This window comes from Bacillus kalamii (assembly GCF_047238185.1).
In the GTDB taxonomy this organism is placed as follows: Bacteria; Bacillota; Bacilli; order Bacillales; family DSM-1321; genus Bacillus_AD.
Genome location: NZ_JBDFMI010000001.1, coordinates 2104905 through 2128731 on the forward strand (window position 1 = coordinate 2104905; position 23827 = coordinate 2128731).

The 23827-nt window shown below is 40.5% G+C and carries 27 protein-coding genes and 1 tRNA gene; 9 read left to right on the forward strand and 19 right to left on the reverse strand.

Annotated elements, in window-relative coordinates; all coding sequences use genetic code 11:
• Positions 1 to 8 precede the first annotated feature (8 nt).
• A complete protein-coding gene (locus tag ABC357_RS10465) occupies positions 9 to 629 on the reverse strand; it encodes a nitroreductase family protein (protein WP_412887449.1) in 621 nt (206 codons plus the stop codon).
• Between the two features lie 218 nt (positions 630 to 847).
• On the opposite strand from ABC357_RS10465, the gene ABC357_RS10470 reads away from it, so the two are divergent.
• A complete protein-coding gene (locus ABC357_RS10470; protein ID WP_412887450.1) occupies positions 848 to 982 on the forward strand; it encodes a small acid-soluble spore protein P in 135 nt (44 codons plus the stop codon).
• 50 nt (positions 983 to 1032) lie between these two features.
• On the opposite strand, the gene selA is transcribed toward ABC357_RS10470, so the two are convergent.
• Complete coding sequence (gene selA, locus ABC357_RS10475) at positions 1033 to 2439, reverse strand: L-seryl-tRNA(Sec) selenium transferase (protein WP_412887451.1); 1407 nt, start codon at positions 2437 to 2439, stop codon at positions 1033 to 1035.
• Between the two features lie 95 nt (positions 2440 to 2534).
• Here selA and ABC357_RS10480 point away from each other — a divergent pair, with 95 nt between their 5' ends.
• On the forward strand, positions 2535 to 2867 hold the full coding sequence (locus tag ABC357_RS10480; protein WP_412887452.1) for an Hsp20/alpha crystallin family protein: 333 nt from the start codon (positions 2535 to 2537) through the stop codon (positions 2865 to 2867).
• Between the two features lie 75 nt (positions 2868 to 2942).
• Complete coding sequence (gene selD, locus ABC357_RS10485) at positions 2943 to 3995, forward strand: selenide, water dikinase SelD (RefSeq protein WP_412887453.1); 1053 nt, start codon at positions 2943 to 2945, stop codon at positions 3993 to 3995.
• Between the two features lie 127 nt (positions 3996 to 4122).
• Here the strand turns inward: selD and selB are convergent, their stop codons facing one another.
• The 4 genes from selB to ABC357_RS10505 form a co-directional block, all read right to left on the reverse strand.
• Positions 4123 to 6006, reverse strand: a complete 1884-nt coding sequence (gene selB, locus ABC357_RS10490; protein WP_412887454.1) for a selenocysteine-specific translation elongation factor — start codon at positions 6004 to 6006, stop codon at positions 4123 to 4125.
• Positions 6007 to 6031: 25 nt separating this feature from the next.
• Positions 6032 to 9151, reverse strand: coding sequence for an AAA family ATPase (locus ABC357_RS10495; protein ID WP_412887455.1), 3120 nt, complete (start codon positions 9149 to 9151; stop codon positions 6032 to 6034).
• Positions 9151 to 10293, reverse strand: a complete 1143-nt coding sequence (locus ABC357_RS10500) for an exonuclease SbcCD subunit D (RefSeq protein WP_412887456.1) — start codon at positions 10291 to 10293, stop codon at positions 9151 to 9153. Before ABC357_RS10500 ends, ABC357_RS10495 begins: the two co-directional genes overlap by 1 nt.
• Positions 10294 to 10452: 159 nt before the next feature.
• Positions 10453 to 10881: a DUF2621 family protein gene (locus tag ABC357_RS10505; protein WP_412888634.1), complete on the reverse strand. Its 429-nt coding sequence runs from the start codon at positions 10879 to 10881 to the stop codon at positions 10453 to 10455.
• Between the two features lie 183 nt (positions 10882 to 11064).
• Here ABC357_RS10505 and ABC357_RS10510 point away from each other — a divergent pair.
• Positions 11065 to 11161 (forward strand) — tRNA-Sec (locus ABC357_RS10510).
• A 110-nt stretch (positions 11162 to 11271) separates the two neighbouring features.
• On the opposite strand, the gene ABC357_RS10515 is transcribed toward ABC357_RS10510, so the two are convergent.
• From ABC357_RS10515 to ABC357_RS10525, 3 genes are all read right to left on the reverse strand, one after another.
• The gene (locus tag ABC357_RS10515; protein WP_412887457.1) at positions 11272 to 11763 is read right to left on the reverse strand and encodes a CcdC family protein; all 492 of its coding nucleotides are present in this window, start codon (positions 11761 to 11763) and stop codon (positions 11272 to 11274) included.
• Positions 11764 to 11930: 167 nt separating this feature from the next.
• Positions 11931 to 12287: a response regulator gene (locus ABC357_RS10520; RefSeq protein WP_412887458.1), complete on the reverse strand. Its 357-nt coding sequence runs from the start codon at positions 12285 to 12287 to the stop codon at positions 11931 to 11933.
• 160 nt (positions 12288 to 12447) lie between these two features.
• Positions 12448 to 13149 (reverse strand): cytochrome c biogenesis CcdA family protein, encoded by a 702-nt coding sequence (locus tag ABC357_RS10525; protein ID WP_412887459.1) that lies wholly within the window; start codon positions 13147 to 13149, stop codon positions 12448 to 12450.
• Between the two features lie 234 nt (positions 13150 to 13383).
• On the opposite strand from ABC357_RS10525, the gene ABC357_RS10530 reads away from it, so the two are divergent.
• A complete protein-coding gene (locus tag ABC357_RS10530; RefSeq protein WP_412887460.1) occupies positions 13384 to 13548 on the forward strand; it encodes a Spo0E family sporulation regulatory protein-aspartic acid phosphatase in 165 nt (54 codons plus the stop codon).
• 73 nt (positions 13549 to 13621) lie between these two features.
• Here ABC357_RS10530 and ABC357_RS10535 read toward each other — a convergent pair whose 3' ends face one another.
• From ABC357_RS10535 to yneA, 10 genes are all read right to left on the reverse strand, one after another.
• Positions 13622 to 14218 (reverse strand): kinase, encoded by a 597-nt coding sequence (locus tag ABC357_RS10535; RefSeq protein WP_412887461.1) that lies wholly within the window; start codon positions 14216 to 14218, stop codon positions 13622 to 13624.
• Positions 14219 to 14291: 73 nt separating this feature from the next.
• Positions 14292 to 15137: a prohibitin family protein gene (locus tag ABC357_RS10540; RefSeq protein WP_412887462.1), complete on the reverse strand. Its 846-nt coding sequence runs from the start codon at positions 15135 to 15137 to the stop codon at positions 14292 to 14294.
• Positions 15106 to 15270, reverse strand: coding sequence for a hypothetical protein (locus ABC357_RS10545; RefSeq protein ID WP_412887463.1), 165 nt, complete (start codon positions 15268 to 15270; stop codon positions 15106 to 15108). The genes ABC357_RS10540 and ABC357_RS10545 overlap by 32 nt, the downstream gene beginning before the upstream one ends.
• A 210-nt stretch (positions 15271 to 15480) precedes the next feature.
• Positions 15481 to 16068, reverse strand: coding sequence for a hypothetical protein (locus ABC357_RS10550; protein WP_412887464.1), 588 nt, complete (start codon positions 16066 to 16068; stop codon positions 15481 to 15483).
• A 354-nt stretch (positions 16069 to 16422) separates the two neighbouring features.
• Complete coding sequence (locus ABC357_RS10555; RefSeq protein ID WP_412887465.1) at positions 16423 to 16638, reverse strand: YneF family protein; 216 nt, start codon at positions 16636 to 16638, stop codon at positions 16423 to 16425.
• 88 nt (positions 16639 to 16726) lie between these two features.
• Entirely contained in the window at positions 16727 to 17188 is a 462-nt protein-coding gene (gene sirA, locus ABC357_RS10560) for a sporulation inhibitor of replication protein SirA (RefSeq protein ID WP_412887466.1), read from the reverse strand.
• Between the two features lie 159 nt (positions 17189 to 17347).
• The gene (gene tkt, locus ABC357_RS10565) at positions 17348 to 19351 is read right to left on the reverse strand and encodes a transketolase (protein WP_412887467.1); all 2004 of its coding nucleotides are present in this window, start codon (positions 19349 to 19351) and stop codon (positions 17348 to 17350) included.
• A gap of 181 nt (positions 19352 to 19532) precedes the next feature.
• The gene (locus ABC357_RS10570) at positions 19533 to 19769 is read right to left on the reverse strand and encodes a DUF896 domain-containing protein (RefSeq protein ID WP_412887468.1); all 237 of its coding nucleotides are present in this window, start codon (positions 19767 to 19769) and stop codon (positions 19533 to 19535) included.
• An 80-nt stretch (positions 19770 to 19849) separates the two neighbouring features.
• Positions 19850 to 20500, reverse strand: coding sequence for a YneB family resolvase-like protein (locus ABC357_RS10575; RefSeq protein ID WP_459562754.1), 651 nt, complete (start codon positions 20498 to 20500; stop codon positions 19850 to 19852).
• 34 nt (positions 20501 to 20534) lie between these two features.
• Positions 20535 to 20849 carry a cell division suppressor protein YneA gene (gene yneA / locus ABC357_RS10580; RefSeq protein ID WP_412887470.1) on the reverse strand — a complete coding sequence of 105 codons (315 nt, stop codon included), beginning with the start codon at positions 20847 to 20849 and terminating at the stop codon, positions 20535 to 20537.
• A gap of 160 nt (positions 20850 to 21009) precedes the next feature.
• Between yneA and lexA the strand changes: the two genes are divergently transcribed.
• The 4 genes from lexA to ABC357_RS10600 all read left to right on the forward strand — a co-directional run bounded on the left by lexA (position 21010) and on the right by ABC357_RS10600 (position 23739).
• Positions 21010 to 21633: a transcriptional repressor LexA gene (gene lexA / locus ABC357_RS10585; RefSeq protein ID WP_412887471.1), complete on the forward strand. Its 624-nt coding sequence runs from the start codon at positions 21010 to 21012 to the stop codon at positions 21631 to 21633.
• 130 nt (positions 21634 to 21763) lie between these two features.
• A complete protein-coding gene (locus ABC357_RS10590) occupies positions 21764 to 22090 on the forward strand; it encodes a cyclic-phosphate processing receiver domain-containing protein (protein ID WP_412887472.1) in 327 nt (108 codons plus the stop codon).
• 311 nt (positions 22091 to 22401) lie between these two features.
• Positions 22402 to 23067: a hypothetical protein gene (locus ABC357_RS10595; protein ID WP_412887473.1), complete on the forward strand. Its 666-nt coding sequence runs from the start codon at positions 22402 to 22404 to the stop codon at positions 23065 to 23067.
• A 228-nt stretch (positions 23068 to 23295) separates the two neighbouring features.
• A complete protein-coding gene (locus ABC357_RS10600; protein WP_412887474.1) occupies positions 23296 to 23739 on the forward strand; it encodes a CotD family spore coat protein in 444 nt (147 codons plus the stop codon).
• Positions 23740 to 23827 lie beyond the last annotated feature (88 nt).

Consider the following 23827-nt stretch of genomic DNA (forward strand, 5'->3'; position numbering starts at 1 on the left):
CCGTTTCATCATCTATAGACAACAATGTCCTCTAAGGGCAAACGAGTCGTTTCGAACCCAGGTTCCGCCGCTTTCCCAATGGGCAACAAAAGAATAGGCACAAAACGCTCATCCAACTCCAAAAGGCTTGATAAAGCTTTTCCGTCAAATCCGCCGATTGGTACAGTATCCAACCCTTTTGCCCGAGCAGCAAGCATTATTTGCATAGTTACCAGTCCACAATCAAACGTAGCCATATTTAAACGGATTTCTTTAGGCAGCTGTGGCACCATTTGCTCAATTCCGCTTATTTGCCGTTGCATGGTTGCTTCATCCATTAGGCCTTTATCGTATTTGCTCTTATAAATGGATTCGGCATTATGGTACATTTCTGTATCTGCAACAATGGCGATGACGGCAGATGCCTTTTCCACAGGTTCCTGATTATAGGCGGCTGCCCTGATTGCTTTCTTTAACTCATTATTCTCGATTACGATAAATCTCCAAGGCTGCAAGTTCCTGGATGACGGCGCCTTTGTTGCTAGCGTTAACAATTCGTTAATAAGTGGACGATCCAATTGAAAGGAAGGATCAAACTTACGCACAGATCTGCGTTCCTGAAGTATTGTTGTAAAGTCTTGTGTTGTCATATTGTCCCCCGTTGTCATTATTCACATTCAAAATACTAATAAAATGATGCAGTGTCAAGATTATTTTTGGTTATATGCCTCTTAACATACATGCCATTCAGCATTTCTTCCTTCCTACTGCCAATTTTGGTTGAACCAATCTCAACTGGCGAGAATTGCTCCTTATGAATCAAATCCAATAGGCGAATAGTAAGGATAAGAAAAAAGGAGGACTCCAAATGGGCAAAAATAAGAAAAACCACCAGAAAAATAATGATCATCCGTCCGGACAGCAGGAGCCATTAAGCGGTTCCCATAAAGTCAAGAACCGGAACCATAGCCGCCAAAAGCAGCATTCACACCATGATATGTAACTGAAACATCCATAAAGGATTGCTTATCCAGACGGAGGGCAATCCTTTATTTATACTAATCGATGAAAGGCAGCCACTATTTCAGCTTCATCCCCATTACAGAGTGTCCTCAATTCAATTAAGACCTTTCCTCCATGTACCCTCGGAATAATCGGAGGATTGTTAGACCGCAGCTTTCTTTCGATTTCAGAAGCGGTAAATCCCTCAACAGCGATGGATACTGCATAGCCAATTACAGTCACACCTGGCATTGTACCGCCTCCAACAGCATTTTCAGTTTCCATTATTTCAATCTGGAAAACCCCGCTAGGATGCTCCAGAATTTCTGTTGCCAATTTCTCTCCCTGTTCTTTCAACATTTCGGGATTTTTCATTAAATCTTGGACTAACGGATTATCCAAACTGCCGCCTTCCGACTTTAAATAGGCGAGAAGGACCGCTTCCAGAGCAGCCAGTGACAGCTTATCCACACGGAGAATCCTTGCCAGTTGGGAATGTTTCAGTTTGTCGACCAGTTCTTTTTTGCCCGCGATGATTCCGGCCTGTGGTCCGCCCAATAATTTATCTCCACTGAATGACACCAGATGGCATCCTTGCAAAAGTGTTTCTTTTACGGTCGGTTCCTCGCCAATGCCTGCATTTCTAAAATCGGATAAAACACCGCTTCCAAGGTCCTCATAAAACCACAGCCCTTTTTTCTCAGCTAGATCAGCGAGCTGGTCTGTACTGACGTCTGAAGTGAATCCACTCATCTTAAAATTGGACAAATGCACCTTCATCAGCAGCTTCGTATGCTCGGTTATATTCTGTTCGTAATCGTATAGATGTGTCCTATTAGTGGTTCCCACTTCTTTTATGACTGCCCCACTTTCCTCCATAATGGAAGAAATACGGAACGAGCCCCCGATCTCAATCAATTGCCCTCTGGAAATGATCACCTCACTTCCTTTAGCCAATGTATGTAGTATCAGAAAAACCGCAGCTGCATTGTTATTCACAACCATCGAAGCTTCCGCGCCGGTTAATTCATTAATCCATTTTTCCACATGTGAGTTCCGCGAACCTCTGCTGCCGTTTTTTACATCATATTCCAAATTGCTGTAATTGCCGGCAATATCGGCAATATGGGCAATCGCCTCCCTGCTCAGGCGTGCTCTGCCCATGTTCGTATGCAGGACTACGCCGGTTGCATTGATCACCTTTTTTAACCTATACGAATAATCTTCCTCTGCCAATCCGTTGCATAAGCGGAATATCTCCTCTATGAATCCAGATTCCCCAGGCAAGCATCCGGTCCATTCTGACTTCATTATCGAAGACCGTATTCGTTCTATGACGGTACTCATCACTTTTGTCCCTTGATTCTTCCCGAATCCATGCTTCTCTATAAAATGCTGGAATCCCTCGGACTTCTGCAGTTCATGGATAGCAGGAATGTCTTTTAAATATTCTTTCAAAAATAAAGCCTCCGATCACTTTCAGATTAATCTAAGTATACCATTCTCACCTTTATACACACAGTGCATAAAATAGGCAAAAGGAGGGGTTGCCGATGAATGGACAGCTGTATTCGCTGACTCATTTTGAAAGCTGGGTCCAGCAAAATGGCGAAAATCCATTTGCTTCTTATTTGGATGATTCCATGTTTCCTGTCTATTGTTACGAATACGAGGATAGATACTGTGTAGAAGCTTTTTTGCCGGACATAAAAGCTGATGAATTGCGTGTGTCAATAAAAGACAGCATCCTTATCATTGCTAGCCTGAATAACGGCCAGCTTGAAAGAAGAATCGTATTGCCGACTGATAGCCTTCCGGATTTCAGCATGGTCCACGAACCCTCTTTCTTAACCGTAATAATCGAAAAGACAGCAAATGCAGGTTAATGTTTGATCTGAATACATGCATTTTATTGTATAATAGGATTGTGGATACAATAAAGATTCTAGGAGGTGGCATCTATGAACGAAGAATGTGTACGCTTGACATCTCTCTCGACGAAAGCGGGCTGAGGATGCAAGATCGGTCCCCAGGACTTGTCGCAAGTTTTGCGCAATTTACCTAAACAACCGCAGCATCCGCAATTATTGGTGGGCAATGAAACCGCTGATGATGCAGGTGTCTTTAAATTAACAGATGAGTTGGCACTTATCCAGACAGTCGATTTCTTTACGCCTGTTGTGGATGATCCATATATGTTCGGACAAATAGCGGCCGCTAACGCTTTAAGCGATGTATATGCAATGGGAGGGACGCCGAAAACAGCAATGAATATTGTTGCCTATCCGATTAAAACATTGGGAGCGGACATCTTATCCTCCATATTGCGAGGCGCCTCTGATAAAGTGGTAGAATCCGGCGCTGTAACGGTCGGCGGCCATAGCATCGATGACAAGGAGCCTAAGTTCGGCCTTTCGGTTACAGGGATTATACACCCTGGCGCCATTTGGAAAAACACAGGCGCCAAACCGGGAGATTCGCTCATATTAACCAAACCGCTGGGGGTCGGCATATTAACTACCGGCATCAAGCGGAATGCAGTCACTCCCGAGCAGGAGGAAGCCGTTACAAAAACGATGGCTGAACTGAACAAGGCAAGTGCAGAAGCATTGCACCATTATCATCCTAACGCTGTTACGGACATTACAGGATTCGGCTTATTGGGCCATGCCAGTGAAATGGCGGAAGGCAGCAATGTCAGCATCGACATCGACTACAGACAGGTTCCATTCCTCGACGGCACGATGAAGCTTGCTGAAAATGGTGTTATACCAGGAGGAAGCAAATCAAACCATCAATGGCTGGAAGGAAAAGTCGAATACGATGACCAGCTATCTCTACCGCAGCAATTAGCGATATGTGACAGCATCACTTCAGGAGGACTATTGATCAGTATGCCTAGCCATGAAGCCGAAGCCTTTTGCGAAGAACTGCACAATCAAGGAAATACGGCTGCTATAATAGGCAATGTGTTGGAGCCTCGACTTCCATTAATCACTGTACGGGCTACATAAGGTGCCAATCGGGCGAAAAAAGGGGAACCCCCAATATGGCGGTTCCCCTTTGTCCTATGTAACCATAATGATACCATAATCACCCATTCAATCATAGATGATTATTTTTTCCCAATTTTTCTTAGAATCATGTCGACCATTCCCGGCGATTATCTTTACGAACCGTAATCTTTTCGGCATCAAGCAGTTCCAGTAAAGGGATCATATGCTTCCGTGTAAGCCCGAGAATTTGTTTGGCTTCCGCAATTGTAAAGGAATTTCCCGTCTGTTCCTTTAATTCCTTTATACTTTGTTCAAAAGAATCTCTCACTACATAATAAACATCTGTCAGCGGGATCAAAATGCCTGACTCTGCCAAAAATGGCTTCAATTCGAAAAATATAGGCTCAGGTATATTCTGCCGTTCCGCATAGACATTTAAATACGTCACTTTCATGCCGTCATTCTTCATTTCATCAAGCATATGCCCGACCTTTGTCCTCCATTTATCCGGAATATGGGGAGCAAAGCCAGAGAGGAATAGCAACTGACCGTTATTTTCCCATATTCCGTCACCGGCCCCATTTTCAAGCATAAACCGGATAAACACTGCGCTTCCTTTGGGCGATAACTTCTGCATTAACTCAGCACCGGGCATTCCCTGCTTCATAGGATTCTGCACATGATATGCCTCTATAGCTTCTACTATTCCTGCCTGAACCTCTTCCACAAAATGCACACCTGCAAAATGGTTTTTCTCATATTCCAGAAAGAAATCATCATCCTTGATAAGAGGGCGTATTCTTTCAACAGGAAGTGAACTGTAAAGGCTTAATTCTTCAACTGAAGCACTTCCTTTTTGCTTCAGTATATCCCTCAGCCTTTCAACTTCGCTGCCTTCTTTTTTACGTTGAAGCCCGCACATCGTTTCCTGGCCGAATTTGTATTTTCCCCCATGCGGATCCACAATCCAGCCTCCGCCGATTGTTTCCGGGGGGGAAGGCCTGCGGATAATGAAGGCGTCCCCTCTTTTGGCTACTACCTTTTTTTCTAGCCTCAATTGGCAGAGGATATCTCCCTTTGAGCTGCCCGCTTCCTTACGGTCGAAAAATACAATTTTCCCCATCACCTCTGCAGTGCCTATATAACAAGCCACCTGCATTCGCTGCTTGATCCTAATAACACCACGTACAATAGAAAGTGACACATCCAGGCAATCGCTAATAGGGAAAGAAAGAGAAGCTACGAGGACATCCCCCCGTTTCACTTGATCCACAGCAATAGTAGGCAAATTAACAGCAGCCCTCTGGCCTGCACACACATAGGACGCTTTTTTATTATGCACCTGTATTTGCCGCGCTTTTGACTCAGCTCCCGAGGGCAGGAGATAGACAGCTTCTCCTTCACGCAAACTGCCTTCATTGACCGTTCCTCTGACAACCGTCCCTTGGCCTTTTATAGTAAACGCGGAATCGACCGGAAGCCTGAAAGGTCCATCGTTTTGTTTAAAAGGCAGTTCTTGGGCATGCACAATAATCGCTTGCTTTAACGCCTCGATCCCTTCTCCTGTTAGACTGTCTACTTCAAAAATCGCCGCACTTTGAAAAATGCTGCCTGCAAGCTCGCGGTTTATGTCTTCCTTCACTATATCCAGAAAACCCGATTCAACTAGGCCGCATTTAGTCAGAACAACCATTCCTGACGATATACGTAAAAAATCAAGAATCGCCAAATGCTCCTTCGTTTGCGGCATGACCCCCTCATCGGCAGCCACTACTAGAATCATCATATCAATGCCGGAAACACCGGCGATCATTTTTTTTATAAATTTTTCATGTCCGGGCACATCAATAATACTGATGTTCATTTCGTTGCTTTGGAAAAAAGGGGCAAAGCCGAGTTCAATGGATATTTCCCTTTCCTTCTCTTCCTTTAACGTGTCTGTCTCAATATTGGTCAATGCTTTTGTCAAAGATGTCTTGCCATGGTCGATATGACCGGCCATCCCGATCGTAACATGTTTGTTCATCATCATGCATCCTTCTCAGAAACGTACTTTAGTTCAATACAAAACGGGTTTTGCTTCCCGTCTGCGTCCCTATTACTTCCAGCCGGGCATCCATTCTTTCTTTCAACTCCGGCACATGGGATATAATACCGACCAATCTGCCTGCGCTTTGGATCTCGAGCAACGATTCAATTGCCTGGTCCAGGGACTCGGGATCAAGCGTGCCGAAACCTTCGTCAATAAACATCGTCTCCAGTGAAATGCCGCCTGCATTTTGCTGTACAACCGCCGCCAATCCCAATGCCAGCGATAAAGATGCCTTGAAGCTTTCCCCACCGGATAATGTTTTGACATGGCGCTCCATGCCCGTGTATTGGTCAAACACAGACAACTCCAGGCCGCTTTGGATATTTTTCCGTGTAGGGTCGATCTTGCGGATCAGATTATAGCGCCCGCTGGTCATTTGCTCAAGGCGTTCATTCGCTTCCACAAGGATATCATCCAGAAAACTGGTCAGCACAAACCGTTCGAATGTAATCCGAAATGGATTCTGCCCTTTCGTAATTTCATATAAATGCCCAATTTGTTCATATTGCTTCTGTATATGTGACTGTTTTTCCATGCCTGCAGATAGTTTTTCCGCTATTCGTTGGTTCGTGGACATTTTGAACGTTAATTCACTTATGCTCTTTCTTTGCTCTTCACATTCGTTCGCCACCGCTTCAAGCTCTCGTTCAATTGCCCCGACATCTGGCAAAGAAACCCCATTCAGCTTATTTTCCAATGAGCGCAGAAGATTATCTACTCTATTCCATTCAGACTTGTACTGATCGATACTGAATTGGATTTGTTTTATTTCTGCATCCGTTTTTTTAGCCGCAGCATATGCGCCATAGGTATCAAAGCCTTGCTCTCCCATATCTTTTTTGAATAATTCCCGCTGTTCATCCAATTCCAATTCCATGATTTTTATATTGCGGATTTCATTTTCAAGGGCACTATTTATTTTTACTTCTTCATTTAATGCCAGTTGCCATTCCTGCTGCGATTGTTCAAAAGCTTGTTCAAGCTGGCGAACTTTTGCTTCAGCTTTTTTTACAGTTGCCTCGTATGATTCAAGCGTTCGAAGTTGCTCGGGAATCCGCTCCTTCATTGCATCCAGCGTCGCTCTAATTTGCAGCCTGCTCGCATTTTCACTTTCCATTCGCTGTTTCAAGCTGTCCCTTTTTTCCAAGAGTTGCTTGATATGGTCCTCTATACGCTTGTATTCCTGTTCAAGTACTGTCCCTTTTTCTATGAGTTTTCCCAGCTGCTTCACTCGTTCAGCAACTGACTTCATGCCTACCTTCAATTGTTCCTCTGCATCACTGCCTGTCATTCCAAGTTGTTCAAATAAATGCTCTGACTGCTTTTTGGCCAGTTCTGCCTTGTCATTAAGGGACTCATACTGAACATTAAGCCGATCATACATACGGACCGTTTCCTGCCATTCAGCCCGTTTGGATTCCGCGTTTTTTTTGCATGCTTCATACATTTCCTGGGTTACCATTTGATCACTATGTTCAGCAGGGCGGGGGTGATGGATAGAACCGCAAACAGCGCATTCCTCTCCTTCCTTCAATTGGGCCGCCAATATAGCTGCATGGGAATGGAAGAGTTGCTTTTCAACTTCCGTTAATTGGTCTCTTGCATCACCATGCGCTTTCTCGCATTCATGCAGTTTCCCCTCTTGCTGTTTTAGCTTTTCACTTAAAGAAGCCATTTCTGAATCCAACATATTTGTTTCCTTCCATGCACGGAAGGCTTCCTGATATTTTTCTTCTTGCCTTGATTGCTCCGAATACTCCAGTTCAGCCTTTTCCGATTGGCGGATTGCTTCTTTGACCGACAACCCTTTATTCTCACTTGTTTCCACGAACTTTTTTATATCAGCGCATTCCTTCTCCAATCCGCTGCATAAAGCGGATTGCTTAGCCAGCTTTTCTTCCAATGAAGAAAAGGAAAGAATATCTTTTTTCATTTCAGATAATCCGATCCATTCTTTTGAAGCGGCTTCCCTTTCCTCTTTTCGCCCTGTTTCTTCTTCATATTGTCTCCGGGCTTTTTGTACGGCTACTTTTGCTGTTTCAGCTGCTTGTTTAAGATGTTCAATTTCAGCTTGAGATTGCTTGACTCTTTTTCCGATGCGGAGATAGGCAAGCTCCTGCTTTTCCAATTGAGCCGCTTTCTTCGCCCAATCGATAGACGCCTCTTGCTGGTCCATCTTTGTTTTTTGTTCGTGGAGCCGGTCGAATGCTGTTTTTAATTGTTCTCTTTCCTTAAATTTCGCTTCCAGTTCCTTTGCCTTGTATAGGGTATCAGTGATGTTTTTTTGCTTTTGTTCGGTAGCTGACAGATTTTTCTTGCGTTCCGAAATCTGTTCTATTGCCCTCGCGATATCAGACTGTAACTGGTTGTATGTTTCTGCAGCCGTCAGGACAGGCTGTCCCTCTTGTTCTTCTCGTTCAAAAATCCAGACTATATCGTTCATGAAGGCAGCTAGCTCAGCCTGCATCTGTTCCTCTGCTTTTTTAAGTACTGTGCTTTTCTCCTTTAATTTGTCTTCCATCTTTTTATACATTTCAGTATGGAACAATTTTTGGAGGATCATTTCCTTTTCTTTACTTTCAGAGACAAGCAGCTTCTTGAACTCGCCTTGCGGAATCATCAGTATTTGTTTAAATTGTACAGCATCTAGCCCGATGATTCTTTTGATCTTTTCATCCACGTCCCTGACATTTGCCGCCACTAGTTCCTTTCCTTCCTCTTTCACCTCATATAGTTCAGCCTTTGCATTGACAGTAGTGTATCCGTCCCCTGACTTTTTTTGCCTTACTTGCATCGGACTTCTCCATATATGATACGTTTTGTCACGCAAGCGGAAGGTGAGCGACACTTCGGTCGCCACATCCTGGTCAGCAAAATGGCTTCTTAAATCAAGACCAGTACGTTCGTCACCGCTTGCTTTTCCAAAAATGGCAAAGGAAATGCCATCAAATATAGTGGTTTTTCCAGCTCCGGTTTTACCCGAAATCACAAACATATTCCTATTTTCCAAAAGGGTGAAATCAATCAATTCCGTCCCTGCGTATGGCCCGAAAGCCTGTAGGGTCAATTGTAGTGGCCTCATCAGTAATCCCCCTCCCTTTTTACTTCGTCAATAATCCCTTTCATGATTCCGCTTTTTTCTTCATCAAAGTGCCGTTCAGTCATTTGTTCATAAAAATGCTCGTAAAGCTGCAATTCTGTTCGGTTCTTATCTTTCAGAACGGTAAATGTCTTTTTATTTTTTTGGTCATTAACATCCCATTTACGTTCCAAATGCAATACATTCGGATAGACCTTTCTCAATTTTTGGATGGGATCCAATATGGTTCCTTTATCCAGCAGTGTAATCTTTAAATAATCTTCGCGTTTTTGTGTTTTATAAAAGGCTGGATCCATAAGTTCATGAAAATGTCCGGACAGCTCCCTCATATCATATTTAGGGATCAAAGGCCGCCTTTTGATTGTTAACTGTTGCTGATCATCTATAGTCACTACATTTACAGACTTGCTCTGTTTCGCCTCGGAAAAAGAGTACTTCAACAGTGAACCGGAATAATGGATAGTAGGATCTTTGATGGCATCTGGGCTGTGCAAATGCCCTAACGCTGTATAGTTGAAGTGTTTAAATAAATCTCTTGAAACAGTGCCAGACCCGCCCACTGATAAAATCCTTTCCGAATCAGACACTTCCCCTCCAGCTACGAAAGCATGTCCAACAAATACATTAGGCTCGTTCTTATTCATTTTTTCCACAATGCGCCCGACGATTGCCTCCATGGCCCCTTGATGGGAATGGATATTGTCATCTTCAAACACATGCTTCACTACGCCAGGTTCGGCAAAGGGAACACAATAAAAGTTAACGCCATTTATATGGACAGGCTCTATTTCAGCCTGAAGCTTACCCTGAAGATAAAGCTGGCTTTGCTTATACCAGGATGTACCGAATGACAACCTTTCAGCACTGTCATGGTTACCAGAGATAGCAACAATCGGTATATTCATTTTTATGTTAATAGTAAAAAGGATTTCGTCCAAAAGATCGACCGCTTCCGTCGGCGGAACGGACCGGTCATACAAGTCTCCGGCAATGACAACTGCATCAGGCTTTTCCTCAGATACAATTTCCATGAATCGATTCAATATATACCTCTGGTCCTCGGTCATATAAATCCCATGAACAATCTTTCCTAAATGCCAATCAGCTGTATGAATGAATTTCATTATAAGGCCCCCCTCGTTCCAAATATCTATCTTTTATTATAACAGACCTTTTCTGCTCGCAGAATGTATGTTCCTTCATTTTGAGCATGCATTAATTGGGTTGCAGCAAAAAAAGCTGCCAAATCTCTTAATTGTTTAAGAAAATCCGGCAGCTTTCTTCTATTCGAATAGATGTTCATACGGGTTTATGTCAATTTTGTTTTTTTGAAGTTTCTTCCTCAGAAACTTATGGTCTCGCTTTGGCGTAGCTATTATGTAGCCTTTGATGATATGGCCTTCATCTATCCTACGGGCTTTTTCCTCAAGCGCGATCTCCCCGATTTTCCCGGCAATCTTCTGCCTTGCCACGTCGCGGAACAGCTCTGGAACAGGGCTCACCAAATCATCCAGCAACAATCTCGCTTCCTGGGTCCAAAGATTTTTTGTTTGTTTTACATAGTATAATTCCCAATCCATATCAGATAAGCCATCGCTTTTAGGGAGCTTTTTGAGGAACTTGCGGAACATAAAGAAGCCGCCGATCCCCATCATCCCGGCCAACACGACCACCCACGCCAATATAAACCATAAAAACCAGCCATCCAGCATTGAAGTCATCCTCCTTCAACAGCAATTTATTCCCTTTTTACCTATTATTCTACTATATGGCTCTAATGGAGTATACTGAATTTGGTAAAAAAGACAAATAACTGAAATATAATAAATTATCATTCCCCCAAAAAAGGATTGTTTCTTTTTAAAAACATTTGTATAATTAAAAACGTTGTGTTTGGGGTTGGATGAGCAACTGGTGTACTCCTTGGTCTTCAAAACCATTTGAAAGGCGCTTGACGTCTTTGGTGGGTTCGATTCCCACACAATCCCGCCAAACTCCTAAATGTTAATGAAATACTATGCTTGAATACCGGCCATGCAGATTAGTAGCGGCCGGTTTTTCCATTCCCTGAATATGCACACTGGCACGCAAAAAAGCACCCATTAAGGTGCTTTAATTGGTTCAGCCTGAGAAAGAAATTGGACCTCTTTATACAATTTTTTATACTGTACATACATCGCTACACGCCATGGTACAATCATGCCGAAAGCCAGTAACCAAAACATTCCGCTTAACTGCCCTACATCTATTGAATTGCTTAACATTAGTTTTGCTACCAACCGGATTAATACTAAGCCGATTAAGATAAAAACAAAGGCTTTTGACCTTTTCATGAATACTTCATTGTCTTTTATTTCAAATTTGGATGTTTTAATCAGGAATAAAGAGAAAAACATGCCAACGAGAAGAGCTTCGAGAATTTCTCCTCCTGTCACACGAAAGAAAGGAAAAATGAACATCAACGCCCCAGAGCTCATAAAGATGGGCGGCAAAATGATTTTTTTGCTGCTCACCGGTTTTGTGGAAGCCTTCATTCTGACAAGCATGACTGATACAGCCATTACAATTGCAATAATAGTAGAAATATATATCAACTAACTCACTCCCCTAATTAACTAACTCATCTTTATCCCTATGCAGAATCATTGTTTATGGATATACAATTCTGAAACGGTAGAATCCCTTTTAATAACTCCATTATTTTAACAATATTTACTGAAAAAATCAAAAAACCTGACATCTCTGCCAGATTTTCTGATGATTAAAGAACTCGTTTAACAGCTTCCAATATGGCATTTTCATCAAATGGCTTCACAATAAAGTCTTTGGCCCCTGCCTCAATAGCTTCCACAACCATTTTTTGTTGTCCCATAGCAGAACACATAACAATTTTCGCATCTGGAAATTCCCTTTTGATTTCCACCACAGCCTTCAATCCACTCATTTCTGGCATGGTGATGTCCATCGTCACTAAATCCGGCTGGTATTCCCTATATAGGTCAACAGCCTGTCTTCCATTTTCTGCTTCACCTATAATTTCATGATTCGCTTTCGATAAAATGTTGGATAATGTCAAACGCATAAACTTAGCATCATCGACAATTAATATTCTGGCCATACTAAAACCTCCCTGCTCAAACAACCTAACCGGCACATACATGTATTGTAAATAATACGCATCCTACTAATATACTATTAATTATTAATAATAAACGACAATGTTCATAAAAGCTAGGACAATGTACCAATATTCTGATAGATCTTTTCTGAAAACGCTCTTAAAAGCCTTTCCATCCATCAAATACTTTATTAACAAAGAATGAAGAAATATAATTCAAACCGTCAAAATAGAGGAGCACACCCATCAGGATCATAATGATACCCCCTATTTTAACAATTGTACGGTTATGTTTTCTAATCCAATTCAATTTACCGATAAAGAACGAAAGGATAAAGAATGGGATAGCAAATCCTAACACATAAGCTACCATATACGGGATTGCCCGATTACTATCATTAATGGCCATGCTTAAGACAGCCGACAGGATAGGCCCTGTGCATGGTGTCCATCCCAAAGAAAAAGCAAGCCCGATTAAAATGGATCCCAAGTATCCGCCCGGCCTATTTTTAAAAGCCATTTTATGCTCTTTCATCAAAAATGCCGGTTGGAATAGGCCAACGATGACCAATCCGAAGAAAATGATTAAGATTCCTCCGACTTGCCTAATCAAGGAATCATAATTTCGCAAAAACGAACCAATATAGGAGGTTCCAAATCCTAATAAAATAAAAATGAATGAAAAGCCAATAATGAAAAAAAGAGTATGCAAAATACTTCTCTTTTTGAGCATGGCATTCTCTGACTTTAATTCACCAACGCTCATCCCTGTTATATACGATAAAAAGGCCGGATAAATGGGTAACGAGCACGGAGATATAAAGCTTAAAAATCCTGCACCAAAAGCTAAAAAAATGTTCATGAAAGCGGTACCTCCCACTTCTTAAAATGGCAAACTACTACTAGTTTAACAAAATAAGGATGAAAAGGGATATGTTTGATTTATGAACATTCTATGACAATAATAAAGAATGACATTATAGCAAACATTATTGTTTGAATTAATTTCCATTAAAAGCTATACTAATGTAAATTACATTATTTACTAGTGTTATAGACCTACCAAAGAGCGGTAATCTAGAAAGGAATAACCCCTGTGTCAAAAAATGAACTATTGAATCTGATCGAAAAAAAAAGAAAAGAAATGGTCCTAATCGCTTCAAAATACGGTTTGACTTCCTCCATGACGCTCCAGCACAGCCAGGAACTCGATTACCTGTTAAATCAATATGACCGAAGCTATCTTAGCAAAAGCGTATAAGCGACCGTCTGAATACATATATTCCATAGCATAACCAAGAAGAGCATCACGCTCTTTTTTATATTCATAAAAACTATCTTCCCTGCAATATAAGATCATATTGCACCATAGGTATTATATGATGAAGATAGTAATCTTCCGCTGCCCAGTACCTGTTGCGGAACTTGGAAAGATTCGTTTGTATCTGTGTACCTTCTCTCTGGAATCTTACTTCTCTTGAACACTCCAAAAAAATCGAAAAATCAAAGAAATGCCGCCAATCCTCTCTTTGAATAAATACTCCTTCAACCACTATTACACAGCGATCCGGAATATCGATATTCACCCACTCATGTTTATCCTCTTCTGCCTTATAAAATGGCAAATATACTATTTTTTCACTGTGCAATTTTTGAAATAAAATATCCGAAAGCTCCTTCACATCCCATTGCAGCAGATAGTATTCTTCCCACTCTTTAAGACCCGTGAAATAGCGGCGTTTTTTTTCCACTATGAAATCATCCATATGAAAAACCATTGTATGAAGACCCATTGATTCAAGCAATTCTTTTACATGTTCAGCAAGTGTTGTTTTACCAGATCTGCTTAAGCCATCAATTCCGATTAGCGTTCTTTCTTTTTTTGCAATCTCTTTTATTTTTTCCGCTAACAGGTTTGCATTTCCCTTCATTTTTTATTCCCCTTCACATCGCCATTTTTAACAAAGAAGGAGCCTATACATTCTATACAGGCTCCTTCATCGTCTATTTAGCAGTACTTTGTGCATCCTCTATCGGAATCTGGATTAATTGATTAGAACCGGTCGCTTTTGGCATTTTTCCGTCCCATTTCTCGATCCATTTATTTTGGATTACTTCCTTGGAAATCGACTTTTTAATAATGTCATTGTAATCAGCAATACCTTTAGCTTCTATCATTTTCTTTTCAGCTTCAGCTTTAGCGATTTTCAATTCAATCTGCTTTCGTTCCAATTCTTGTGCCGCTTCCACCCGCTTATCTATAGCGGCTTGTGTCGACTTATCCGGCTTAGGAACACCAAGTGTAAAGTTATCTACCTGAAAGCCCAATTTGATGATATCATCAGCAAATACTTTTTTGACGTCGACTGCAGCATCTGAGGATTTTTCCCCGTATGTATCAATTACTGAATATTTGGATATCGCTTTTCTGCCTGCATCCCATAGTCTAGTTTTCAAATAAGAATCCTCGATTGCTTCCACATCAACAGGACCAAATTTGTTGAAGACATCCACTACTTTATCCGGTTGGATGCTGTAGGTAAAGGCAAAATCGATTGTTACATTTTTTCCATCTGAAGTTGCAACTTGAATATCTTTGTAATTAACGGTTTGCATTCGGATCGGATACACAGTTACTTTATCGAATATTCCTACTAAATGCCAGCCCTGGCTAAGCGTTTCTTTTTGAACGCCTCCATTCGGACTATATACAACGCCGACATATCCATTTGGTATTTTTTGAATGAACAAAGATGTGATACCGACAGCAGCCACTAAGGCAATTGCAATTATGACCCCGCCAATAATCCTGCGATTTTTATTTTTTTTCATTTGAGTGACGTTCTCCATCTTCTTCCTCCTCTAATTTTGATTTAAAATTCTGAGCTGTCTCGCCAATTTTTCTGAATGAAGGCGATAGCATAAACCAGACGCCAATTAAAAGTAAAATAATAACTATAACGGAACCAATCCAGACCTTCACATCAAACCCTCCTTCCAAAAAACAAAATCAATCAGAGTTTCCAATTGAAAATGTCCATTGTCCAGCTTAAGATTGAAGCTGATACTATATGTACGTCTATATAAAGAGAAAGTTTCAAAACCTTTTCATTTTTGTTACTTTTATGTTAAACAAACAAAAAAGCTTTAATGGCATATCTCTAACTAGCCATTAAAGCCTGTTGTTTTATTTTCAGGAGGAAAAGAAATCATTCATCACATTGCTAATGAGTGCATCGGGGTTTTGAGGAACGGTTTTCTTGCAATAATCACTAAGGATGACCTGAGCTTTGTCTTTCGTCAACGTTCTGGCATCACTGCAATACCCGGCAATTTTACCGCTATCCGGAAAACCCTGAAAGCTTTTTTCTGTATACAATTCACCTTGGGCCTTCAAGATTTTTAAAGTATGCAACAAGGATTCTTCGCTTAACTCCAGAACATATGCTGCTTCAATAATTCCCCGCATGTCACGCAATAACCGACTCGCCTTCATTTCATCAAAAAACATGACAAACGCCTCGGACAACGCCTTCTTCTGAAACTCCTTATATTTATAGTGGACCATCTCACATGCTGCCACAAAAAGGACCACTTCTGGTGTTTGATTGTATATCTCTATCCATTTATATGAGAGTTCGATACTATTTGGCTTCGAACGTTCTGACCATTTACCTTTTTTTTGTATCCGGACAATACAGTCCTCCATATCCATCTTTTGTTTAAGATTCTCAATATCCTTATATAAAGGATGATGGAACCTAGCGGTTAAAACTGGCATCTTCACACATCCTTTCTCCACCTAAGTTTACCATATCGGTTGTTACTGGCAGATTTCTGTCATTTTACATTTTATGCTCAAAATAGTGACAGATACCCATCCTTCCATATTATCTAGTATAGTGTATATTGAAAAGCGAAAAAAATCTTCCGCTCTTTATCCTATATTCAAAAAAAAGGCATATCCAGAATAAAAGCCACTTTCCCTATACTCAGGAAAGTGGCCTTGTGAAAGAAACACGTATGACAAAAAGGATTCTGCTTCATCTTATATGTATGATAAATGCTATATGCACATTTCTGCAACCATTGATCACACCATTTTTATGAATAATTCCCTACTATATCAACAGTATTATTTCGTTTGTTTATTCATCGCGCTCATCATTTGATTGATTTTCTTTTGGGATGGTTTCATTCCCATTTGCATCATCATCATGCGCAACATTTGCTCGTTAATTGGCGGATTCTTTTTCAAATAGTTCATCATATACTTACGAGCAATGAAAAACCCTAGTGCTGTTCCGGCTAATAAGGCGATAACAGCTGTGAGTACGATTTGCCAAACCATATACTATTTCCTCCTTCAAGTTGTCTACTATTTAGTGTACTAGACCAACCGTTATTATACAATATTGTGTACCCATTTTGTAAAGGGTTTATATTAATTTTCTCTTTTTTCTTGGCTTTAGCCAGCCGTATCGGCTTTCGGCTAATTCGACAGCCAAAAATGAATCCGCACATTTGCGAATAAACTCGAAAAAGATTGTTTCAGCCTCATAGCTTCCTACAGATTGAATATATAATACCCGATTATGAATTTCAAGCGAGGCAGAACTTTTCATTCCATTATTTGTCCGGCAATCTATTTGATAGGTTGTCCCATTTTCATCATTTAGGACCATCATACCTTCTATCTTATCGTTATTAAAGTGATCTGTTAATTGAGAAGGAATCCGTTTCGTAACATATACAATTTGGCGGCCGATAATTCGCGCTATTTGCCCTCTCGCGTGATAATAATCTAGAAAAAGACTATATAAGAGCTGCTCTCTTCCGACATACATGCCAGCAAAATGTTCTTTAATTAAATAGATCTGATATTGTCGCATCAAGACCATCCCTATCATCCTTTTTTACATTAAGTATATAAGGGATAGAGTTCGGAACTTGCTGTATTGTGCTGAATAAATATTCTAGTTTTGTCGAAAAAACACGATAGGAATTGATGATAGAAGAATCCTTGCATTTTGAGCAAGGATTCTTCCCTTTTTCTTTACTTATTTTTGAATTAGAGCTTTTACTCGTGAAACGACATTATCTGCCGTAAATCCATATTCAGCCATAACGGTTTCACCTGGTGCAGAAGCTCCCCATTGATCAATGCATAATACTTCTCCATCATTTCCGATATATTTATGCCAGCCAAAAGATGAAGCCATTTCAATTCCTAGACGCTTTGTAACGGTCGGTGGGATTACTGAATCTTTATACTGTTGAGATTGTTTCTCAAATCGATCCCATGAAGGCATACTAATGACGGACACATCGATGCCCTCATTTGCCAAGGATTTTTGTGCAGTAATGGCAAGGCCAACTTCCGAACCAGTCGCTAGCAAAAGTGCATCTGGCTGTTCCTTGCCACAGGCAGAAACGACATAAGCACCCTTTGAAACACCATTATAAGCCACTTCATTAGTTTGGGGCAATGTAGGCAAATTCTGTCTTGTAAGCACCAATGCAGTAGGCATGTTAGTGGATTCAATCGATAATTTCCAAGCAGCTGCTGTTTCGGTTCCATCAGCAGGACGAATAACGGATAAATTATGCATCGCCCGTAACGACGCTAATTGTTCAATAGGTTCATGGGTTGGACCATCTTCTCCTACAGCTATGCTGTCATGTGTAAAAACGTACGTTACAGGCAAGCCCATTAATGCAGCAAGACGGATAGCTGGACGAAGATAATCAGAAAAGACGAAGAAAGTTCCTCCATATACATTTAGTCCTCCATGCAACGCCATTCCATTAAGAGCGGCACCCATTGCGAATTCGCGTACTCCGAACCAAATATTTCGGCCTGAATAGTGTCCAGGCAAGAAATCCGCTGCTCCCTTTATCATTGTTTTATTGGACCCTGCCAAATCAGCGGATCCCCCAAAGAATGACGGAAGATTTTTAGCTATAGCATTTAATACCTCACCACTGGACGCACGGGATGCCAAGCTACTTCCTTCTTTATACTGGGGTATATCTGCGTCCCAGCCGGAAGGAAGTTCATTCGTAATGGCAAGCTGCAATTGAGCGGCCAGATCAGGATATTCCTGCTTATAAGAGTCAAAAATAGAATTCCATTGACTTTCTTTCGTTTCCCCTGCTTGAACACATTCTTTTTCGAAATGCGCATACACCTCTTCAGGGACATAAAAATCTTCTTCAAAAGTCCATTTATATGCTTCTTTAGTAAGCTTTAATTCATCAGCTCCCAAAGGCATTCCATGGGCATCAGATTTCCCAGCCCGATTTGGGGATCCGTATCCGATCACTGTCTTTACTTCTATGAGAGTAGGCCTTGTCACATCTTTCCTGGCTTGCTCAATCGCCTTGGATAATTCTTCGATATCATTTCCATCATTCACTTTTATATATTCCCAGCCATACGCCTTATAGCGGCCTTCTACACTCTCACTGAATGCCTGGTTTAATTCGCCGTCCAATGAAATATCATTGGAATCATAGAGAACAATCAATCTGCCCAATTGTAAGTGGGCTGCCAACGAGGATGCTTCAGCGGAAACGCCTTCCATCAAGTCCCCATCCCCGCATATGCTGTATGTATAATGGTCAACTACAGGGTAACCATCTTTATTATATGTTTCAGCCAAATGTCTTTCAGCCATTGCCATACCGACTGCCATTGCAATTCCTTGACCTAATGGACCAGTTGTAGCTTCCACACCTACTGTATGGCCGTATTCAGGGTGCCCGGGCGTTTTACTCCCCCATTGGCGGAATTGCTTCAAATCTTCCATGCTCACACCATAATGTGATAAATGCAATAAACTATATAAAAGCATAGAACCGTGTCCAGCTGAGAGGACAAAGCGGTCTCTATTGAACCAGTTCGGATTATTAGGGTTATGGTTCATATACTTTGTCCACAAAGTGTATGCCATAGGGGCAGCGCCCATAGGCATACCAGGATGTCCGGAATTCGCTTTTTCAATCGCATCAATTGAAAGAGTCCGAATACTATTAATAGATAGCTCTTCGATTTTTTTCATGAAATGTTCTTCCCTTCCAGGTTGAATTTAGTCACTTCTATAATATAGTTGTTAAGCCGGTTATACAACATTAATAGTGAGATAATTACAAATAGAGAAACAATTCTTGTATGCGCGAGAAAAAGCGGGGAAAATCATATGCAGAATATACAGAAGCCCTTTGGAAAAGGATGTAAAGGGCTTAATGCAATCTATTTTTCTGTTCCTTAATGCGTTTGACCTTCTCAGGTGTTACATCATTTCCCTCGGGATCCAAGACAGTCAGGTTTTCGATCGTGTTTGCCATGGAAGATCTGAATGATTGCAGATATTCGCTTCGAAGCTTAGTTTGTTCTTTAGCTTCATCTGGCGTTAAGCCTTCATTTTTTGATTTTTTTGAGAGTTCATTAATTCTTGCGATTTTTTCTTTAGATAGCATAGTGACGCTCCTTCATTTAAGGTTTTCCTTATCATTGCCATGTTATAAGAAAAAAATAAAAGTCGCAAGTGAAACTGCTTCTATTCTTTTTGGCTATCTATGTATTCTAAATATCTTCTGTTAACTGTTGCCTTAGAAACCGGATAACCGAATCCCCTTAATGTCGCAGCTATATCAGCAAAAGTCAGGCCGCTTTCTCTGAGGCGAACAATTTCCCCAACAGGAACATCCTTTTTTTCAGGTCCTGTAGACTGGTTATTGGATTTGATATTCCTTTGGGGTCTGTATCCTTCCGCTACTGCTTTTTTCATCCCGCGGCTTATTTTTATGTTATGTAGTTTGCGCTGGTATTCCTCTACAATACCAACAATTTGTAAAACCATTGAATCTCCTTCCGATAATTCCAGTTCACCTTTTTGTGAGTAGGCTATGATCTTTACTCCTTCCTTGATGATGCAGTGGAGAAGCGCGATTTTAGCATTGCCCCTTCCGAGCCTGGTTTCATCCTGTACAAAAACAGCATCTGCCTTTTCCTCTTTAATAGCATCCAATAAAGTGAACACACCATCACGATCCAATTGGTAACCGCTCGCTTTTTCTTTCACGATCCCCATAATTCCATAACCCATTTCCTTGGCTAAAGAAACAAGTTCGTTTTCCTGCCGTTGTAAAGAGCTTGACTGCGTTTCTTTGTCTGTACTGACCCGGCAGTAAATGATTGCTTTTTTCATTTCCAAATCCTTTCTTTCCATCTATTTATAGTTCTCATTCCATTGTTAATTGAGTCAAATTTTCTTTTTGTTTCTTCATCACGGGTACTTTAATTACATCGCCCGCTTTCAGGACTTCACCATTCATTTTATTGGTTTGTTCTATATATGCAATAAAATCAGGTATTTCCATTTGTTGATCATTGTATCTTTCAGCAATTCCCCATAAGGTATCGCCGCTGCTTACTTCTATTTCAATATAGGATTGATTTCCTTTTACATTTAACATAACAAAATAGACGACTGAAAATAATAATATTACAACAAAAAATAATAGGGAAAAAGAATGCTTACGAATAAAATAATTCATTATAATCTCCTCCTGAAAAGTATGCGAATATTTGTTCGCTCTTCACAATGGATTATAATACGAACACTTGTTTTCTGTCAATAAAATTCAAACATATGTTTGTATCCTTAAATATACCATGCTATAATGGACACAAACAGTATTGAGGTGAGGTGTATCAATGAATAAATTATCAAAGCGCCAGCAGGACATACTTGACTTTATCAAGTTAGAAGTGCAAACAAAAGGATATCCGCCTTCTGTCAGAGAAATTGGAGAAGCTGTAGGTTTGGCTTCCAGTTCGACAGTACATGGTCACCTGGCCCGGTTGGAAAGTAAAGGATTGATTCGCCGTGACCCTACCAAACCGCGCGCGATTGAAATACTAGATTTAGAGGAAGAATCTTTCATCCCAAAACGGAAGCCTGTCAATGTGCCCTTGGTGGGTAAAGTAACTGCCGGCCAGCCTATTACAGCGATCGAAAATATTGAAGAATATTTTCCTTTGCCCGAACATCTTGCAGGATACGAGCAGAATGTCTTCATGCTTGAAATATCGGGCGACAGCATGATTGAAGCTGGCATACATAATGGAGATTATGTCATTGTGCGCCAGCAATCCACCGCCTTAAATGGGGATATAGTTGTCGCAATGACTGAGGATGATGAGGCAACAGTCAAACGTTTCTTTAAAGAAAACAATTATTTCCGCCTTCAACCGGAAAACTCATCACTAGCCCCTATCATTCTTGATAAAGTGTCTATTTTAGGAAAAGTGATAGGATTGTACCGGGAAATCAACTGACTGCAAGCGTTCTTTCAAGTGATTTATATCATGAAGGAACGCTTTTTCTGTATTATCGCTGCCTTCTTTCATATTAAATATTCAAATAGAATGCTATAATGAAGCTATGTCAAACTTTAGGAATGATATAATGGGAATAAACGTTTTCCTTGATGATTTCCGTACGTGCCCCAATAATTATGTTCTATGTACCAATATTGATGAATGCCTACACATACTGAAAAATTATCATATAGACTATCTTTCTCTCGACCATGATCTCGTGAATAAAAAAAGGAACGGCTCGATGTTGGCTAAAAAAATGGTGGATTTACAATTATTCGCTAAGCATATTACTATACACTCCGCCAATTCGGTTGGTGGGAAAACGATGTATAACTGTTTTAAGGATGCACAAAAAAACCTGAAAATGCCGCTAAAAATAGGCATTTCCTTAAAACCGATGCCGCTTTATTAGCCATCACAGAAATAAGATAAAGAGGCTTGGAGAAACCGTATTTCTCCGTAAGAAAAAACCGGACTGCCATGTGATATTCTTTGAAGAATTTCACATTGGTTCGGTTTTTTTTTACTTTTTGAATTTCTTCATATAGCGTGGTTCTGCTTGAAGGGTCGGCAACACTGATATACAACGCCCTATTATAGTTGCCTTGTTCTTTTTCTATCCTCCCCTTTTCCCCTTCTCTTTTTACTTACTTTTCAAACTATTATTCATCTTTCTACACATTTATATATTAGAATAATAAATAGAAAGGGGGAAAACCATTAATGAACAAGAAGAAAAAAGTAATCATGACTGCTGAAAAAAGAGAGCAATTAGATCAGTTACGCTTGAACATCCAGTTAAAAACAACACCATTCTTACAATCGGCTTATCTCGCCGATAACTTGCCACAAGTACTATGGGACAAAATCAGACAGGCGATTCTAGAAGACCAAATCTGTTGTCATATTTGCTCATCTTCTAAGGGCAAGTCATACTTATTTACAGATTGGGATTTTGATTATACAAATCAAACAGTCTCCATTAAGTCCATTAAACCTTTATGTTACTCTTGTTTTTGCCTTCAGGATTACGAAACATCACTCGGTTTCTTGGATGAACAGGAACGCACGGCATTAATTCAGCACTTCTTACAAGTGAATAAATGTAAAAAAGACATCTATCAGTTGCATTTACGCGATTTAAAGATAAAACAGCACGCTAATTATACAACCGTATTTAAAGAGGCTGAACAGATCAGTTTAGGCAATATCGAGCAATTGCCGATGTTTATCAATACATTAATGGATACCCAAGCACAACATAAACAAAGTGTTGCTGAGAAAGCCGTTATTAAAGTAGATCATCAAGTCCCTTTTCATCGGGAAATAGAAGAGGCATTAAATGAAATAAGAATAAATAAACAGCAGTGCCTGCTCTCCTCATTATGATGGAGAGTTTTTTATACTTACACGTAAATTTCATTTATCAATCACTTAAACGTCAACTTTTTTGCCCATTTTTCCAACTGCTTTTTAGGATGAATCCTTATTTAATACCGTTCCCGTTTAAATATTTTTAGTAAATAAACCCAAAAATAGGTAGACAACTAGTACCAGTTGATTTGTTTTTTCATACCATACTAGTGAATCAAAACATTAATGAATGGAGGATTTCTTATGTTTCTAAACAAACGGAATTCAGGCGGCTGGGGAAACTGGGGAAATATGAATGATTGCGGTTGCGGATCCAATATGGGACCTTCCAACATTGGACCTTCCAATATGGGGCCTTCCAATGTAGGACCTTCACAAATGGGGCCTTCACAAATGGGGCCAGGCACTGGTCCGTGGGGATCACAGGTCTCTCCAGGCAACACGCAAATGTATCCTACCCAAACAGCGCCTTCTCAAGTGTCGCCAACACAACATTCGATGAACAAAAATGTCTTTAAAACTGTTGTTCCTAACATCCACCCTTCGCATACCACTACGGTAAATAAGCATATCATTCAGCATCAGCATTATTTCCCCCATACAGAATCTTGTGTAAACGAATGCTGTGTAGAAAACGTGATTTGCCAACCGCCACCAAATCCTTGCTGCTACCCAAGACCTTATTAAAAAAAGCCCTTTATGGGCTTTTTTATTGTGAAGATGACTTCGCCAAACAACTCCATTTTTTATTCTCTCCTTAATTATAGAAGGGCAA

Excerpts from the sequence above, each read along its gene's own strand:
- ABC357_RS10465 (WP_412887449.1), bottom strand. The coding sequence starts at position 629 with ATGACAACACAAGACTTTACAACAATACTTCAGGAACGCAGATCTGTG.
- ABC357_RS10470 (WP_412887450.1), top strand. The coding sequence starts at position 848 with ATGGGCAAAAATAAGAAAAACCACCAGAAAAATAATGATCATCCGTCC.
- ABC357_RS10480 (WP_412887452.1), top strand. The coding sequence starts at position 2,535 with ATGAATGGACAGCTGTATTCGCTGACTCATTTTGAAAGCTGGGTCCAG.
- selB (WP_412887454.1), bottom strand. The coding sequence starts at position 6,006 with ATGATGAACAAACATGTTACGATCGGGATGGCCGGTCATATCGACCAT.
- ABC357_RS10495 (WP_412887455.1), bottom strand. The coding sequence starts at position 9,151 with ATGAGGCCACTACAATTGACCCTACAGGCTTTCGGGCCATACGCAGGG.
- ABC357_RS10500 (WP_412887456.1), bottom strand. The coding sequence starts at position 10,293 with ATGAAATTCATTCATACAGCTGATTGGCATTTAGGAAAGATTGTTCAT.
- ABC357_RS10505 (WP_412888634.1), bottom strand. The coding sequence starts at position 10,881 with ATGCTGGATGGCTGGTTTTTATGGTTTATATTGGCGTGGGTGGTCGTG.
- ABC357_RS10520 (WP_412887458.1), bottom strand. The coding sequence starts at position 12,287 with ATGGCCAGAATATTAATTGTCGATGATGCTAAGTTTATGCGTTTGACA.
- ABC357_RS10525 (WP_412887459.1), bottom strand. The coding sequence starts at position 13,149 with ATGAACATTTTTTTAGCTTTTGGTGCAGGATTTTTAAGCTTTATATCT.
- ABC357_RS10535 (WP_412887461.1), bottom strand. The coding sequence starts at position 14,218 with ATGAAGGGAAATGCAAACCTGTTAGCGGAAAAAATAAAAGAGATTGCA.
- ABC357_RS10540 (WP_412887462.1), bottom strand. The coding sequence starts at position 15,137 with ATGGAGAACGTCACTCAAATGAAAAAAAATAAAAATCGCAGGATTATT.
- ABC357_RS10550 (WP_412887464.1), bottom strand. The coding sequence starts at position 16,068 with ATGCCAGTTTTAACCGCTAGGTTCCATCATCCTTTATATAAGGATATT.
- ABC357_RS10555 (WP_412887465.1), bottom strand. The coding sequence starts at position 16,638 with ATGGTTTGGCAAATCGTACTCACAGCTGTTATCGCCTTATTAGCCGGA.
- sirA (WP_412887466.1), bottom strand. The coding sequence starts at position 17,188 with ATGGTCTTGATGCGACAATATCAGATCTATTTAATTAAAGAACATTTT.
- tkt (WP_412887467.1), bottom strand. The coding sequence starts at position 19,351 with ATGAAAAAAATCGAAGAGCTATCTATTAATAGTATTCGGACTCTTTCA.
- ABC357_RS10570 (WP_412887468.1), bottom strand. The coding sequence starts at position 19,769 with ATGCTATCTAAAGAAAAAATCGCAAGAATTAATGAACTCTCAAAAAAA.
- ABC357_RS10575 (WP_459562754.1), bottom strand. The coding sequence starts at position 20,500 with ATGAAAAAAGCAATCATTTACTGCCGGGTCAGTACAGACAAAGAAACG.
- yneA (WP_412887470.1), bottom strand. The coding sequence starts at position 20,849 with ATGAATTATTTTATTCGTAAGCATTCTTTTTCCCTATTATTTTTTGTT.
- lexA (WP_412887471.1), top strand. The coding sequence starts at position 21,010 with ATGAATAAATTATCAAAGCGCCAGCAGGACATACTTGACTTTATCAAG.
- ABC357_RS10590 (WP_412887472.1), top strand. The coding sequence starts at position 21,764 with ATGGGAATAAACGTTTTCCTTGATGATTTCCGTACGTGCCCCAATAAT.
- ABC357_RS10595 (WP_412887473.1), top strand. The coding sequence starts at position 22,402 with ATGAACAAGAAGAAAAAAGTAATCATGACTGCTGAAAAAAGAGAGCAA.
- ABC357_RS10600 (WP_412887474.1), top strand. The coding sequence starts at position 23,296 with ATGTTTCTAAACAAACGGAATTCAGGCGGCTGGGGAAACTGGGGAAAT.